11 protein-coding genes are annotated in these 15,424 nt (G+C 55.7%); 4 read left to right on the top strand and 7 right to left on the bottom strand.

Going from position 1 to position 15,424, the window contains the following annotated elements; genetic code table 11:
* Positions 1 to 1,054: ATP-dependent Clp protease ATP-binding subunit (locus NTW95_08100; GenBank protein ID MCX6557372.1), on the bottom strand; the 1,054-nt coding region annotated here is incomplete at its 3' end.
* A 179-nt stretch (positions 1,055 to 1,233) separates the two neighbouring features.
* On the opposite strand from NTW95_08100, the gene NTW95_08095 reads away from it, so the two are divergent.
* Positions 1,234 to 1,794, top strand: a complete 561-nt coding sequence (locus NTW95_08095; GenBank protein ID MCX6557371.1) for a chalcone isomerase family protein — start codon at positions 1,234 to 1,236, stop codon at positions 1,792 to 1,794.
* Between the two features lie 25 nt (positions 1,795 to 1,819).
* Positions 1,820 to 2,749: a hypothetical protein gene (locus NTW95_08090; protein ID MCX6557370.1), complete on the top strand. Its 930-nt coding sequence runs from the start codon at positions 1,820 to 1,822 to the stop codon at positions 2,747 to 2,749.
* Here NTW95_08090 and NTW95_08085 read toward each other — a convergent pair.
* Positions 2,738 to 3,838, bottom strand: coding sequence for a sugar phosphate nucleotidyltransferase (locus NTW95_08085; GenBank protein MCX6557369.1), 1,101 nt, complete (start codon positions 3,836 to 3,838; stop codon positions 2,738 to 2,740). The genes NTW95_08090 and NTW95_08085 overlap by 12 nt on opposite strands.
* A 127-nt stretch (positions 3,839 to 3,965) precedes the next feature.
* Here NTW95_08085 and NTW95_08080 point away from each other — a divergent pair, with 127 nt between their 5' ends.
* Positions 3,966 to 4,328 (top strand): cupin, encoded by a 363-nt coding sequence (locus NTW95_08080; GenBank protein MCX6557368.1) that lies wholly within the window; start codon positions 3,966 to 3,968, stop codon positions 4,326 to 4,328.
* Here NTW95_08080 and NTW95_08075 read toward each other — a convergent pair.
* The gene (locus NTW95_08075; protein ID MCX6557367.1) at positions 4,313 to 5,122 is read right to left on the bottom strand and encodes an inositol monophosphatase family protein; all 810 of its coding nucleotides are present in this window, start codon (positions 5,120 to 5,122) and stop codon (positions 4,313 to 4,315) included. The two genes, NTW95_08080 and NTW95_08075, sit on opposite strands and share 16 nt — an antisense overlap.
* Before the next feature lie 90 nt (positions 5,123 to 5,212).
* On the opposite strand from NTW95_08075, the gene NTW95_08070 reads away from it, so the two are divergent.
* Positions 5,213 to 6,394 carry a glycosyltransferase family 4 protein gene (locus tag NTW95_08070; protein ID MCX6557366.1) on the top strand — a complete coding sequence of 394 codons (1,182 nt, stop codon included), beginning with the start codon at positions 5,213 to 5,215 and terminating at the stop codon, positions 6,392 to 6,394.
* Positions 6,395 to 6,414: 20 nt separating this feature from the next.
* Here the strand turns inward: NTW95_08070 and NTW95_08065 are convergent, their stop codons facing one another.
* From NTW95_08065 to nuoF, 4 genes are read right to left on the bottom strand one after another with little or no spacing between them, the layout of a single operon-like run.
* Positions 6,415 to 7,782, bottom strand: a complete 1,368-nt coding sequence (locus NTW95_08065; protein MCX6557365.1) for a sigma-54 dependent transcriptional regulator — start codon at positions 7,780 to 7,782, stop codon at positions 6,415 to 6,417.
* Positions 7,779 to 9,857, bottom strand: coding sequence for an ATP-binding protein (locus NTW95_08060; GenBank protein MCX6557364.1), 2,079 nt, complete (start codon positions 9,855 to 9,857; stop codon positions 7,779 to 7,781). Before NTW95_08060 ends, NTW95_08065 begins: the two co-directional genes overlap by 4 nt.
* 29 nt (positions 9,858 to 9,886) lie before the next feature.
* The gene (locus NTW95_08055; GenBank protein MCX6557363.1) at positions 9,887 to 13,639 is read right to left on the bottom strand and encodes a molybdopterin-dependent oxidoreductase; all 3,753 of its coding nucleotides are present in this window, start codon (positions 13,637 to 13,639) and stop codon (positions 9,887 to 9,889) included.
* 14 nt (positions 13,640 to 13,653) lie between these two features.
* Complete coding sequence (nuoF, locus tag NTW95_08050; GenBank protein MCX6557362.1) at positions 13,654 to 15,420, bottom strand: NADH-quinone oxidoreductase subunit NuoF; 1,767 nt, start codon at positions 15,418 to 15,420, stop codon at positions 13,654 to 13,656.
* Positions 15,421 to 15,424 lie beyond the last annotated feature (4 nt).

The raw sequence follows: 15,424 nt of genomic DNA, 5'->3' as shown, positions 1-15,424 counted from the left end.
TCAGGCCCCTGAGGATTGAAATGGTTTCCTCCACGGTCGGCTCCTTGATCAAGACGGGTTGGAAGCGCCTTTCCTGGGCCGGATCTTTTTCGATGTATTTCTTATATTCGTTAAGGGTGGTGGCGCCGATGGCGCGCAGCTCGCCGCGGGCCAGGGCCGGCTTGAGCATGTTGGAGGCGTCAACCGCTCCTTCGGCCGCGCCGGCGCCGACGATGGTATGCAGTTCGTCGATGAAAAGGATGATCTGGCCTTCAGATTCGGTCACCTCCTTGATCACGGCCTTCAAGCGGTCTTCGAATTCACCGCGGTATTTGGCGCCGGCCAGGAGGGAGCCGATGTCCAGGGTGATTATTCTTTTATCCTTGAGCATTTCCGGAACATCGCCCTGGACGATGCGCAGGGCCAGTCCCTCGGCAATGGCGGTCTTGCCTACCCCGGCTTCGCCGAGCAGCAGCGGATTGTTCTTGGTGCGCCGGACCAGCACCTGCATGACACGGCGGATCTCGTCGTCGCGGCCGATGACCGGATCGAGCTTGCCGTCGTGCGCCAACTGCACCAGGTCGCGGCCGTAGCGCTTCAGGGCTTGGAATTTTTCTTCAGGGTTCGGATCGGTGATGGTTTGGCTGCCGCGGATCTCCATCAGCGCCTTGAGAAAAACGTCGCGGTTGATGCCGAAATGCTTGAGGAGCTTGGCGGCCGCTTCGTTGAAGTCGATGACGGCCAACAGCAAATGCTCGGACGAGATGTATTCGTCTTTGAACTGGCCGGCGACAGTGCCTGCCTGGGCGAGAATTTTTTTCAGTGCATTGCCCAGATAGGGCTCGGCACCCTGCACCTTGGGCAGGGTAGCGAGCGCCTTTTCGATCGCCGCGTTCAGTTGCGCTTCGTCCGCGCCGATCTTTTTGAAAGTCTCGCTGACGATGTTCTCCGGCACGGCGAGGATCGATTTGACCAAATGCAACGGCACGATCTCCTGGTTGCCGTGCTCGGCGGCAAGCCTGACGCAATCCTGGACGGCCTGGTTGGCCTTTAATGTGAATTGTTCTTGATTCATGACTGTCTCCCTACGGTGATATTATAATATATTTTTTTTCAACTTGAAAAATTGATCGGTCTGGCATTTTATTGACAACTTGTTGATCAGCAGCTTGTGGGCAATATCGTAACCCCGTCGACATTTTGACAATTGATTTTTAACATTATATGATGAGTCGCATCACTGAAGGAGGAAAAATGAAACGTCACGGTTTGATAGGTTTGGCATTGATTTTGTTGTTCGTGGCGCCGGTGTTGGCCGGGACCCTCAAGGGAATCACTCTCCCGGACACCCTGACCGTCGATAATCAGACCCTGGTCCTCAACGGCATGGCCCTGCGCAAAAAAATCATTTTCAAGGTTTATGTGGCCGGGCTCTACCTGCCGGCAAAAGAACAGAGCGGCGAAAAAATCCTTGCCGCCGACGGCTATCGCTGCACGGTCATGCATTTCCTGCGCAGCGTCGATGCCGGCAAGATCAACGAGGCCTGGTATGACGGTTTGGAAGCGAACACTCCCGGCTACTCCGCCGAAATGAAAAAGCAGTTCGATACGCTGGCGGGCCTCATGGAGGATTTGAAGGACGGGGAAAAGCTGGTCTTCACCTATCGCCCGGGAGCCGGGACCGAAGTGAAGGTCAAGGGGAATATCAAGGGCGTGCTGGGCGACAAGGCCTTTGCCGACGCTCTTTTTTCCTGCTGGATCGGCAAGAAACCGGGTCCGGGAGAAGGATTCAAAAACGACTTGCTGGGAATCTGAACGGAGTTTTTCAGCTCGCGCCGCCGTGAAAGAAAATACGGTTCCGCCTACTTCGCTTTATAAAAAGCACAAGCCGCGGCGAAGCGGGTCCACCATTATCTTCATCCTGTTTCTGATCGCGTTTTTGCTGGTGATCCATTTTTTCAACTTGTTCTTGCAGTGGACGGTGATCCGCCTGGAACTGGCCCAGGGTCCGGTCTTCATGTCTCCCGAATACACCATGCTCGGTTTTTCGCTTTTCAAGCGGGATGAGATCGCCGCTGTCGGCTATTTCAGGAATTCCTCCCAGCCGACCAGGGTATTCGGATTTTTCGATTTTTTCCACCCGGCGATTTTTGCCGTTTGGAATAGGGATGAACAAGCTTTCGTCGATCTGGGCCCGGTCGTTGTCGCCCTTCCGGCCGGCTTCAGCCGGATCACGTTTTTTCCCGCCGCGCTTTTTTTCCTGGAGCACGAAAAAAGTGTGGCATTGAAAAATTTCAACGCATCTCCAGGCGGGTCGCTCTGGCGTGGGGTTTTGGCCAAAAAATTAGTCGCTTCCGGACCGGTTGCCCGGAAGCCCTTGCCGGTTTCATTCGTGGTCAAGGAGCTGGAAAAATCCAGGTACCTGAAAATTCCTTATCTGATCTATTTTTATCTTCCGCTGCTGGTCATTATTCTGTCGGCTATCGCTTATGGCCGGGTCGTGTTTACGGCCTTGTTTTACTATGCCGAGATTTTTTTCCTTTTTAACTTCCGGATGATTTTTGTCTCCGTCCCTTTCGACTGGCTTTTCAAGCTTTTGAAATGGGAGCCCGGCGTCGGTGTTGTAGAATTGGCTGGGGCGGCCATGGCCGTGCTTTTCGTCCTTGGCGCCGCTTTTGGCTTGTGGCATTTGAAAAAGGACAGCCAATCGCTCCCGGGAAAAAGGATCATCCTTTTTTTTATTTTGCTGCCGTTCTTTTTATTCTTCTAAACTTCTTGTCCCGGGCGTAAAAATTAATCGCTTTTCTTTTTTAAGGATTTGGATGATCTGCTTGACCTGCTGCAATTGGCCGATGGGAGCGACCAGAATCCCGTCTTCGGTGTCGATCACCGCTACCCGATCCAGGCCGATCACCGCCAGCGGTTTTTTTTCGCAGGAGAAGATGAGCGAATTCCGCGTGTCGATGACGATGGTCCGGCCACGGCAGACGTTGCCAAGGGAATCCTTTTCATTCATGTCGTAGACCGAAGACCACGACCCGACATCGTTCCATGAAAATTCCGCCTTGAACATCACTACTTCACGAAGTTTTTCCATCAAGGCATAATCGATCGATTCGGGCTTGATCGCCCGGTAAATTGTCGTGAATCTGCCGGGGTTGGTGAAAGATTTTTCAAGTTTTTCGTACTGGCTGCCATAGTATGGGGCATATTCCTTTATGAATTCCTTGAAAAACGCCAATTTATATATAAACATTCCCGAATTCCAGTAAAAATTCCCACTTTTTATGTATTTTTTAGCAATCTCAACATCTGGTTTTTCCTTGAATTGCCTGATTGGGAAAAAACGGAGCTTGGCGTCGGCCGCGACTCGGCTTTCGACAAAATGGATGTAGCCGTATCCCGTGTGCGGCTCGCTGGGTTTGATGCCGGCGGTGATGACACAGCGGCTGTCGGCGTGATGGAGGGCAGCTTTCAATTGGCGGGCAAAGGTCTTCTCGTCGGTAATATAGTGGTCGGCCGGGACCACCAGCAGGTTGGCCTCGGGGTTCAGCTGCGACAAAACGATGTTGGCCTGAATCAGGGCGGGCGCCGTGTTGCGCGGGCAGGGCTCGGCGATGAAGTTGCTGCGGAGAAATCCGGGGAGGCAGGTGCGGACGGCGGGCAGGTACTGCTTGTCGGCGATCACATAGATGTTCTTCGCCGGGATGAATTTGCGTAGGCGGTGATAGGTCTGGGTGATGAGCGGCTGTTTGCCGACGACCGCGAGGAACTGCTTGGGCACGGCGGCGGTGCTCCAGGGCCAGAAGCGCGTTCCCTGCCCGCCGGCCATGATCAATGCATAATGATTGTTTTGCATGAGGTAAAATTATCACAACTTCAGTCGCAAGACAAATGCGTGTTTGCGGCCAGTCCCGTTTTTAAATTGCCTAACGGTTTGGCCTATGTTACCCTTGGAGCTAGGATCCAGGTTTTTAGGAGGCAGGATGATCAAAAAGATAAGCGGGCCGACGACGATCGCGGCGGCGGGGAACAAAAAGAAAATCATCGAAGAATATTTCGGCCTGGTCAATTCAAAGGACAGCCATATGAGCATCGCCGTGATGCGCAGTCCCTCGGGCTGGGTCGAACCCGGGCAGAAACCCGAATTCGACGAGTACACGGTCGTTTTGAAGGGTATGCTGCGGGTTGAAAGCAATTCGGGAACCCATGAGGTCCGCGCCAATGAAGCGATCATCGTTTCCAGGGGGGAATGGGTGCGCTACAGCACGCCCGGGCCCGATGGGGCCGAATATGTCGCCGTTTGCCTGCCCGCCTTTTCGCCGCAGACCGTTCACCGTGACGAATAAAACTCCGGCTGGCTGAAATAAGGGCCGATTAAATCCAGAAGCATAGGGTGAAGATGGCGGTTGGCGGCGAGGACCGAGCTGGTCTGTAAAGGTAATTCCTTTCCGGAAAAATCGCTGGTAGTGCCGCCGGCTTCCTCGACGATCAACTTGCCGGCCATAAAATCCCATGGCAGCAAATGAGATTCCCAAAAAAAATCGTAGCGGCCGCAGGCAACGTAGGCCAGGTCCAGCGCGGCCGAGCCGCAGCGGCGCAGATCCTGGCATTGCGGCATCAGGATTTTAAAAACATCGGCATAGGGCGTCAGCAAATGGGGGGCTTTGAAGGGGAAACCGGTGGCGCCGAAAGCAGAACTCATCAGCTTAATTTTGCTGACCATGATCGGCGCATCGTTCATAAAAGCGCCCTGGCCCGCAGCGGCATGAAAACACTCAAGGAGAATGGGGTCGTATATCAAACCGAAAATGACCGAGCTGTTTTTCATCAGGGCCAGCGAGACGGAGAAGTGGGCGATGCCCTGGATGAAATTGGTCGTCCCGTCCAGCGGATCGATGACCCAGAGGAATTCCCCCTTATGCGCCGACAAACCCCCCTCCTCGGCCAGTATGCGGTGGCCGGGGAACTCGTCCAAGATGATCTCCTTGATGGCCGCCTCGGCTTCGCGGTCGACGCGGGTGACAAAGTCGTTTTTTCCCTTGCTGCGGATATCCTCATGCTGCAGTTTTTGAAAATTATCGCCGATCACTTCCCCGGCCTTCCGGGCTGCCCGCCATGCGATTTTAAAGATTTGCTCCAAGCGAACTCCTTTATTCATGCAGGGCTAAAGTAGCAGATTATCGGTGCAAATTCAATTTGCAAAGCCGGCTCGATGTTATATAATGCGGATATGTCGAGTAAAATCGCCATTGTGGTGCAGCGCTACGGATTGGAGATCAGCGGCGGCGCCGAATACCACGCCCGCCTGATCGCCGAAAAATTGGCGCGGTATTTCACGGTTGAGGTTTTTACCACCACGGCCTACGATTATATTACCTGGGATCATTTTTATGAAAAGCAGCTGGAAACGCTGAACGGGATCGTGGTCAACCGTTTCCGCGTAGACAAGCCCCGCGATCCGCAGGCTTTTGGCCAGATACAGAATGTCGTTTTTAATGAAGAGCATTCGCCGGCCGACGAGTTGCGCTGGCTGGAAGAGGAAGGGCCCCTGGTCCCCGGATTGATCCAGGAGCTGGAGCGGCGTGAAGGCGAGTTCGCCTATTTCATTTTTTTTTCGTACCGCTATTACCATTCCTATTGGGGGGTGAAACGGCTGGCCGGCAAAGCTATATTGGTGCCGACGGCCGAACACGACCAGGTGGTCTATCTGAACTTGTTCAAGGAGTATTTCAACCTGCCGGCGGCTATCGTTTACAATTCGCCGGAAGAAAAAGAATTACTCAATCGTGTCAGCGGCAATTCCGTCGTCTATGGTGACGTGGTTGGTGTCGGCTCCGAAATTCCGGCGCGCTTTGACCCCGAGGGCATCCGCCGCGAACTGGGCATCGTCGGCAAATACGCGCTTTATATCGGCCGCCTGGATGAAAACAAGGGCATGCCGGAGCTGCTGCGCTTCTACCTCCGGTTGCTTGACGAGAAAAAAAATGTCCTGGACTTGCTTCTGGTCGGCAAAGCGCTGATCGCCGTTCCCGAACATCCCCGCATCCGCCCTCTCGGCTTCCGCAACGACCGGGAAAAATTTGATTTGTTGAAAGGGGGCGAATTTCTGATCATCCCATCGCAGTTTGAATCGCTGTCCATGGTGACCCTGGAGGCTTGGGCTCTCGGCAAGCCGGTCCTGGCCAACGGTCGGACCGAGGTGCTGCGCGGCCAGTGCCGGCGCAGCAACGCCGGGCTGTGGTACAGCAATTACGATGAATTCAAGGAGGCTTTCCTGATCTTGCAGGAGGATGGAAAATTGCGCGGGCGGCTCGGCGCGAACGGTAAAAAATTCTTTCAGGCGAATTATTCGTGGCCAGTCATCGAGGCCAAATACATGGAGATCATCGCCGCTCTCGATAAAAGAAAATAAGGCGACCGCCGGCTGGCCCGCTAAGGGAGAAGCTGGTATTTTTTGATTTTCGCCAGCAGGTTGACCCGGGATATTCCCAGTATTTTCGCCGCCTGGCTCTTGTTGCCCTTGGTGTGGGCGAGGACCTTTTTGATCTGCTCTTTTTCTATTTCACTCAGGGTCAGCATGGGCTGGCCGTTGACAGTGGCATCCTGGACGCCGGGATTCTCCAGGAAATAATGGGGAAAGGATTTTTTATTCAGTTCGGGTCCATTTTCGATGATAATGGCGCTGTTGACGATATTCATCAGTTCGCGGACATTTCCCGGATAATCGTAGTGATTGAGCAAGCGCATGGCTGCTTCCGATATTTTCTGGATGCTTTTCTGATTCTGTTCGCAGAATTTCTTCAGGAAATGCTGGCAGAGCAGCGGGATATCCCCCTTGCGCTCGCGCAACGGCGGCAGATAAACCGAGCTCATGTTCAGGCGATAAAACAGGTCCTTGCGGAAATTGCCTTTCTTCATTTCGCTCAATAAGTCCTTGTTGGTGGCGGCGATGATACGCACATCGACCTTCTGGTTCTTGGTCGATCCCAAGCGGAAGAATTCCCCTTCCTGGAGGACCCTCAGCAGTTTCACCTGGATGGGCAGCGCCAGCTCGCCGATTTCGTCGAGGAACAGGGTGCCCCTGTCCGCTTCTTCCAGGAACCCCTTCTTGGCGGAACTGGCCCCGGTAAAAGCGCCCTTGTTATGGCCGAAAAATTCCGAGGCGAACAACTCGTTGGCGAAGATCCCTGCGTTCACGGCGACAAAATTCTCGTCGCGGCGCTTGCTGATGCGGTGGATGGCCTTGGCGATCAGTTCCTTGCCGGTGCCGCTTTCGCCCCAGATCAGAATGCTGTTGTCGGGCTGGGCCATTTTTTCGACCATCTGGAATATCCTGATCATTTCATCATTTTGGGTGATGATGTCCTTGAAGGCGTCCTGGAATTTCAGCTGGTCCAGGGAAACGGTGGTCTCCACCGAGGCCGCTTCGCGGACTTTCCGGCTTTCGAGGAGAGTGGTGATGATATTCAGGAGCTGGTCGTTGTCGACCGGCTTGGTCAGGTAGTCGAATGCGCCCAGCTTCATCGCTGAAACGGCCAACTCGACATCCTCCACCCCGGTCAGCACGATGGTCTCGATATCGATATTCTTCTCCTTGATGTACTTCAGGATGTCCAGGCCGCTGATGTCGGGCATGTCCATGTCGAGAAGCAGCAGGTCGTAATTGTTGCTTTTCAGCTCATGGAAGGCCTTGGAGCTGTTGACCAGGGTGGCGACCTCGTAGGCACCGGTTTGCAGCAGCATGATGTTCAAATAGTTCAGGACCGCCTGATCGTCGTCGATGGCCAGGATTTTTTTCATGGTGTTTCCTTCGGCAAGGCCGGGATACAAATGGAGAAGGTCGTCCCCTGGCCCGGCTTGCTCTCCACTTCGATTCGTCCCTTATGTTCTTTGATGATGCCATAGGCGATGGAAAGTCCGAGCCCGGTCCCCCCCTGGTTGCGCTTGGTGGTGAAAAACGGGTCGAATATTTGCTTCATGGTTTTCTCATTGATGCCCATGCCATCGTCGCTGATCTGCAGCAGGTTCTCGTTTTCCTTTTGCAGATGGGAGGTTCTGACCGTGATCGCTCCCATCTTCTTCTCGATGGCCTGTGAGGCATTGATCATGATGTTGACCACCACTTGCTCCAGACGCTGGGAGTTGCCTTTGACCATCGGTATGGTGCTGTCCAGTTCGAGCTTGACCTTGGCTTTGCGGCCGATCTGGTTGGCGGCCAGTCGCAAACAGCTGCGAATGATCTCGTTGAGGTCCACGTCATCGTTCAGGATGCCGTCGTCCCTCTTAGCGAATTTGCGCAGACCTTCGACGATGGTTTTGATGCGGCTGGTACCTTGAGCAATGTCCTCGAGCAAAATCAGAATGTTATCCTTAAAGACATTGTAATTCAAGCGGGCGATCTGCAGGTTTTTTTCGATGCGGGCATGTTCGTCCAGGATGGGCAGGATGTCCTTCATCGCTTCCTGGATAATCGTCACGTTGCCGCGGATGAAGGTGTTGGGGTTGTTGATCTCGTGGGCGATGCCCGAGACGAGCTGCCCGAGTGAGGCGAGCTTGTCGGTCTGCATGAGCTGCATCTCCATGTTCTTTTGCTTGGTGATCAGGCGGGAGAACTCCAGCACGCCATCGACCTCCCCCTGGTCGTCGAAGATGGGGTAGGCCTGCAGCAGGTAATACTCGTCCCCGTATTTTTGCTCCACGGTGATGGATTTTTTCTGTTGAAAGACCATCGACCCCGGGCATTGCTCGCAGGCTTGAGAGAGGTTAAACAACCGAGCGAAGCACGTGCCGCTGCCGGCCCAGCCCTTGCGGTTGGCCATTTTGATTTTGAAATCGCGGTCGATCAAAACAACCTGGTCGGTGATGGCGTCGAACAGGGTCTGCAGCTTGTTTCGGCTCTCCTTCAGCTCCTCGGTCAGCGATACAAGCTCCGCGTTCTTGTTGACCAGCAGGTTCTTCTGGCTTTCCAGGTCGGCGGTTCTTTTTTGGACGAGCTTCTCCAGGTTTTCATTCTGCTCGATGAGCTTCTGCTCCAGCTCCTTGCGCAAGCGGATGTCCTTGTATACTTCTTCGATGCAGCGGCGGCCGTCAAAGTCGACGAAGATGAACGAGCCAATGGCCGGGCACTCATTGCCGTGCGAATCGATCAAATTCATCTCCATCCCTTCCAGGAACCCCTTTTCCTTCAATTTCTTGAAGATATATGGCCGGATGCGGGGGATATTGGCGTATAACTTGTTTTTCACGAAATTCAGCTTGACCGACCCGTCCTCGGGGTAGTGGAGCATCCGGTAGAAGGCACGGTTGGCTTTGAGGACGTCCCCGTTCAGCTTGGAGATGACGATACCGTCGGGAGCATTTTCAAAAAGGTCTTCAAAACGCTTTGTTGATTTTTCCAGCTCCTTGGTCTTGGCTCTAACCAGATCTTTCAGGTTGCCGACGTATTTCTTCAGTTCGAGCTGCAGCTCGTGTTTTTCAACGGCTTTGGAGATCATGCGGCCGATCTCCTTGATGAGCTTCTTCTCTTCCTCGAGGAAATCGCCCTCTTTCAAGTAGCCGACCTTGACATAGCCTCTGATCTGACCGTTGACGACGATGTCGGCCTTAAGCGCGGTCTTGGCTTTTTCGCAGCGCCCCTGCGCGGAAGAATAATGGGTTTTATCGAGAAAGATGGTGGCGCAAGCTCGGTCGGGGTACTGAAAACCCTTGGCCAGGTTAGCCGCCGAGTTTTCCAGAATTTGGCCAAGACTTTTCCCCGATTCGATCTGCGAACTGGTGAAATAAAGGCATTCAAGTTCCTTGATCCGCTCTTTCAAGTCGTGTTCCAGCTTCCAAGCGCATTCAATGCACTCTTTGCGCTGAACCGTATTTTTCAACTTGAACTCCCTTTATGACAACGAGTTTATTATACCATCAATTTGCTTTTTATTTTGGACAGGAGATAGTTTTCGGTGGCGAGCAGCGGCTGTTTCTCCCGGCTGCAGGCGGTCGGTTCGATGGTCAGCGGGAGGAACTTCGCTTTGCCGCTGGCGGTTGGGATGCGTTCCCGGAAAAGGCCCTCGCCCCAGAATCCGCCCGGCGTGACGGTCTGATAGAACGGGTTGGCCTGGCGGATCTCCTGGAAGATTTTTTCGGCATCAAGGTCAGGGAATTCCATCCCGAGTTTTTCGGCCAGCTTGCCGATGATCTCCAGGTTGGTCATCCCCCCTGGCGCGGGGACAATTTTGGCGTTATGCTGGACACGGCGGTCGCAGGCCGTTAATGTGCCGGGGCTTTCCAGCGGCGAGGACATGGGCAGGACCACGTCGGCTTCGGAGGCGGTGGCGGTTGGAAAGAAATCGACCACCAGCTTGAATTCGACTCCATGCATGAGCGGCCCCGCCTTGGCTGTTGCCAGGGGATCCTCGCCGAACACCAGCAATGCCTTGATCTTGCCCTTTTTCAGCTGTTCGAGAATGTCGACGGGCTGGAATATTTTATCCAGGGGCACATGCCAGATTTTTTTCAAAAGCTCCATTCCCGGCTCGCCGTAGCGGACCAGGCCGGGGAGATAGCGGCTGTCGACCCCCATGTCCAGCAGCCCCTGGGAGTTGGCGTAATCGCGGATCAGGACCAGGCCGTTGCCGGGTTGCCCGGTCTTGCCCAGCAGCAGCAGGAGGTTTCCCAGGGCTTTCACATCGTCGCGCGACTTTTCCAGGCATTGGTCCATCCCATAGACGATGATCACATTGGCTGATTGGGAGAGCATCTCGATGATGCGGGCGATTTTTTCCGGCATCACTCCCGTTTGGACGGCGGCTTGTTTCGGATTCATTTTGGCGATGGACGCCTTGAATTTCGCGAAACCTTCGCTACGCGCGCTGATAAATTCCTTGTCGATCGCCCCTTTCTTGATCAGGGCGCCGGCAATGGTGGCGATGAGTGCCGTATTGGTGCCGCGCTTGGGATCGAGCCAGAGGTCGGCGATCTTGCTCAGCGGGGTTTCCGACGAGTTGACCGACACCAGGCGGGCTCCTCTCTTCATCGCCTCCTTGATCTTCAGTTCGGCGACCAGGTTGTTTTCGGACAGTTCGGCGTTCACGGCCATGATGATGTCGGCGTTCCGGAACTCGTCCATGGTCGTGGTGGAGGCGGTGAAGCCGTACATCTCATCCAGTGCGTCCAGATCGCGGCCATTCAGCAAGTTATTGAAACTTCCGACCATATTGGTTTTGAATCCGGTGCGCACCCATTTTTGCAGCAGGTACAGCTCTTCGTTGGACATTCTGGGGGAGGCGACGACGGCGATTGAGCCGGGTCCGTGCTTCTTGCTGATGGCCTTCAAGGCTTCGGCGATTTTGTCGAATGCCTGTTCCCACGATGCCTCGCGCAAGCCGTCCTTCCCTTTCAGCAGCGGTTTGCGCAGCCGCTTCTCATCCAGCATGTAGCGGTAGCCGAAGCGCCCCTTGTGGCAGAGGTAGCCTTTGTTATGGGCGGAATCAACGGTTCCGCTGGCGGCATAGGTGGCACTATCGTAGACCTTGTAGTGCAGCACGCAGCCGACCGAGCAGAAGTGGCAAATCGCTTCGTGCTTACGGGCGGCCCAGGGGCCGGGCTTAATAAAAGGCAGGTTCTCGGCGATGGCCCCGGTCGGACAGGCGGCGATGCAATTTCCGCAGGAAATGCAGTTGGTTTCCAGCAGCTTTTTTTCCATCGAGGGCCGCACAACCGACTTGAAGCCGCGGTAGACGAAACCCAGCGCCGAGACGCGAAGTATTTCCGAGCAGGTCCGCACGCAGCGGCCGCAGGCGATGCACTTGTTGGGGTCGAGGGTGATGAACGGGTGGGCCTTGTCAACCTTGTATTTCCGGACTTCGCCGATGAATTTGTTAAGGTCGACATTGAAATCAACGGCGTGTTTGCGTAGGTCGCAGTCGAAATAGGCCGAGCAGCCGCATTCCAGGCAGCGGTTGGTTTCGGCCTTGGCCTGGACCGGGCTGAATCCCAGCTCGACCTCGTCGAAAGTTTTCGCCCTTTCCGCGGCCGGCCGTTCCGGCATCTTCTCTTTCGTGATCTTGGCAAAGGTCGAAAAATCGCTGTCCGGGATGTCGCCGAAGGCTTCTTTGCGGCTGATGAATTCCTTCGTCTTGCCCTCGGCCTTTCCCGACTGAATATAGTGATCGATGGCGTTGGCCGCGATCTTGCCGTGAGCGATGGCCGCGATGGCCACGTCGGGCCCGGTGGCCATGTCGCCGCCGGTGAAAACGCCTGGGAGGGAGGTTTCGAAGGTCGCCTCGTTGAAGACCGGAGTATTGTGCCGGGTCGATTTCAGCAGCGGGTCTTTTTGCAGCCCGCACAGGTCCACGTCCTGGCCGATGGCCGAGATGGCGAAATCGCAAGGCAGCTGATACTCTGAATTGGCCAGCGGCACCGGGCTGCGCCGTCCGCTGGCGTCGGGCTCGCCAAGCTCCATGCGGATGCAGGTCAAACCCTTCAAGCGGTTTCCCTCGCGCATTAGTTCAATGGGAGCCGAAAGCTCGGTGAGTTCAACTCCCTCTTCAAGGGCGGCGGCGATCTCCATGGGGTGGGCCGGCATCTCGTTGCGGGTGCGTCGGTACAGGATGGTTGCCTTTTCCGCACCGAGCCTCCTGGCCGTACGGGCGGCATCGATGGCGGTGTTGCCGCCGCCGACCACCACTACCTTGCCGTAGATTTTGGGCTTCTCTTCTCCCTGCAACTGGCAGAGGAAATCGATGCCGCTGAGAACGCCCTCGGTATCATCCTCGCCGGGGATGCGCATCCCTTTTGCCTTCTGGGCGCCGAAAGCCAAGAAGATGGCTTCATGGCCTTGCTTTTTAAGGTCTTCGATGGAAAAGTCCTTGCCCAGAGCGGCATGGGTCTTTACTGTCACACCCAGGTTCGTGATCCAGGAAATTTCCTTGTCCAGAAGCTCCTTGGGCAGGCGGTACTCGGGGATGCCGTAACGAAGCATGCCGCCCAGGTGCGGGGCTTTTTCGAAAAGGGAGACGGCGTAGCCTTTAAGGACCAAGTAATAAGCGCAAGTCAATCCGGCCGGTCCGCCGCCAACCACGGCGACCTTTTTACCGTTGACCGGCGGCACGAGCGGGGTCCATGGGTCTTCAATATCGATGTCGCTGGCGTAGCGTTTCAGGTAGTCGATGCCGACGCGGTCATCCACGCGGTTGCGGCGGCAGGCCACCTCGCATTCGCGCACGCAGACGCGGCCGCAGACCAAGGGCAGGGGGTTGGTCTCCTTGATCAGGCGGATTGCCTCGCGCGGCTTGCCCATGGCGATCAGGGCGATATAACCCTGGACATCGACGCCGGCCGGGCAGGTCTGCTGGCAGGGCGCCAGGCAGTCAGCGTAATGGTTCGATAAAAGCAGCTCCAGGGCGGTCTTCCTGGCTTCACGGATACGCGCGTTGTCGGTGTGGACGACCATCTTGTCGGCCACGGGGCTGGAACAGGAAGGGATCAGTTTGGTCACCCCTTCGACCTCCACCACGCAAAGATAGCAAGAGCCATACGGGGGGAGCTTGGGCTCATGGCAGAGGGTGGGGATTTCGGCGATACGGTTTTCCTGGATCGCCTCAAGGATGGTCTGGTCGGCGCGCGCGCTTACTTCCTTTCCGTCGATGGTGAGTTTGATTTTGTCCATGGCTGCTTTCCTCTTCAATCTTTAATGATGGCCTTGAAATTACAGGTTTCGAAACATTTGCCGCACTTGATGCAGGCCGCCTGGTCGATTTTGTGGATTTGCTTTTTCTCACCCGTGATCGCTTCTGCCGGACAAACCCTGGCGCAGAGAGTGCAGCCGGTGCACTCGTTCTCCAGGATGGTGAAGGTCAGCAGTGGCGCGCAGCGGTGGGCCGGGCATTTCTTGTCGCGGATGTGGGCCTCATACTCATGGCGGAAATACTTCAGGGTAGTCAAGACCGGGTTGGGCGCGGTCCCGCCCAAGGCGCAAATGGTGTTATTGCGGATCTTGTCGGCCAAGTCCTCCAGGAGCTCGATGTCGCCCTCCTGCCCTTTGCCGTCGGTGATGCGCTCCAGGATCTCCAGCATGCGCTTGGTGCCGATGCGGCAGAAGGTGCACTTGCCGCAGCTTTCATCCTGGGTAAAACGCAGGAAAAACTTGGCCATTTCGACCATGCAGGTGGTCTCATCCAAGACGACCATGCCGCCCGAGCCCATAATGGCCCCGGTCTTGTTGATCTGCTGGTAGTCGATCTGCAGGTCGCCCATGGTGGCCGGAATGCAGCCCCCGGATGGACCGCCCATCTGCACGGCCTTGAATTTCTTTCCACCGTGGATGCCGCCGCCAATGTCGTAGATGATCTCGTTGATGGTCAGGCCCATGGGGACTTCGACCAGTCCGCCGCGGGCGATCTTGCCGGCCAGGGCGAACACTTTCGTCCCTTTGCTGTTCTCCGTGCCCATGGCGGCGAAAGCCTCGGCGCCGTTGTCGATGATCCAGGGGACAGTGGCGCAGGTCTCGACGTTGTTGATGTGGGTCGGTTTCCCCCACAATCCTTTCTGGGCGGGAAATGGGGGACGGAAGCGCGGCATGCCCCGCTTGCCTTCGATAGAGGCGATCAAGGCCGTCTCCTCGCCGCAGACAAAAGCGCCGGCTCCCTCCTTGATGCGTATGGCCAAGTTCATCTTGGACCCGAAGATATTTTTACCGAGGAACCCTTTTTCCGTAGCCTTGCGGATGGAGTGCTGCAGCCGCCGGACCGCCATGGGGTATTCGGCACGGACATAAATGTACGCCTCGTCGGCGCCGCAGGCGTAGGCGCAGATCATCATCCCCTCCAGCACCGAATGCGGATCGCTTTCCAGGGTGCTGCGGTCCATGAAGGCGCCGGGGTCGCCCTCGTCGGCGTTGCAGATGATGTATTTCTTGTCGCCGGCCGCCTGGCGGCAGAAGCGCCATTTCATCCCGGTCAAAAAGCCGGCGCCGCCGCGGCCGCGCAGCCCCGATTTCAGCACGATCTCGATGACTTGCTCCGGCGAGTATTCCTTTAGAACCCGTTGGATGGCCTGGTAACCGCCGCGGGCAATGTATTCGTCGATGGAATTGGGATCGATGATGCCGCAGTTGCGCAGGACGATGCGTTTCTGCTTGGCGAAAAAAGTGTCTTCCGTTTCCGCGTTCAACCCCTTGACGATCCACTCGGCGATCGGTTTATCCTGAAGGATCTGTTCGTCCAGGATACGTTTCACCCTTTCCGGGGTCACGTTGCCGTACATGTAGTCGTTGCCATTTTCATCGCTGATTTCGACAAGCACTTCCTGGTAGCAATTTCCCATGCACCCCGTCTCCAGCAACTTGACCGGGATTTTTTCCTTGGCAATCTCGTTTTTCAGGGCGGTATAGACCTTCTCCCCGCCAGCCGAAACTCCGCATGTGCCTAGGCCGACTTTGATGGTCTTCATGGTG

The sequence above is a fragment of the Candidatus Aminicenantes bacterium genome (assembly GCA_026393795.1).
Taxonomy (GTDB): Bacteria; Acidobacteriota; Aminicenantia; order UBA2199; family UBA2199; genus UBA2199.
The sequence above is the reverse complement of the archived record's forward strand: the minus strand, read 5'-3'. Positions and strand labels throughout refer to the sequence as shown.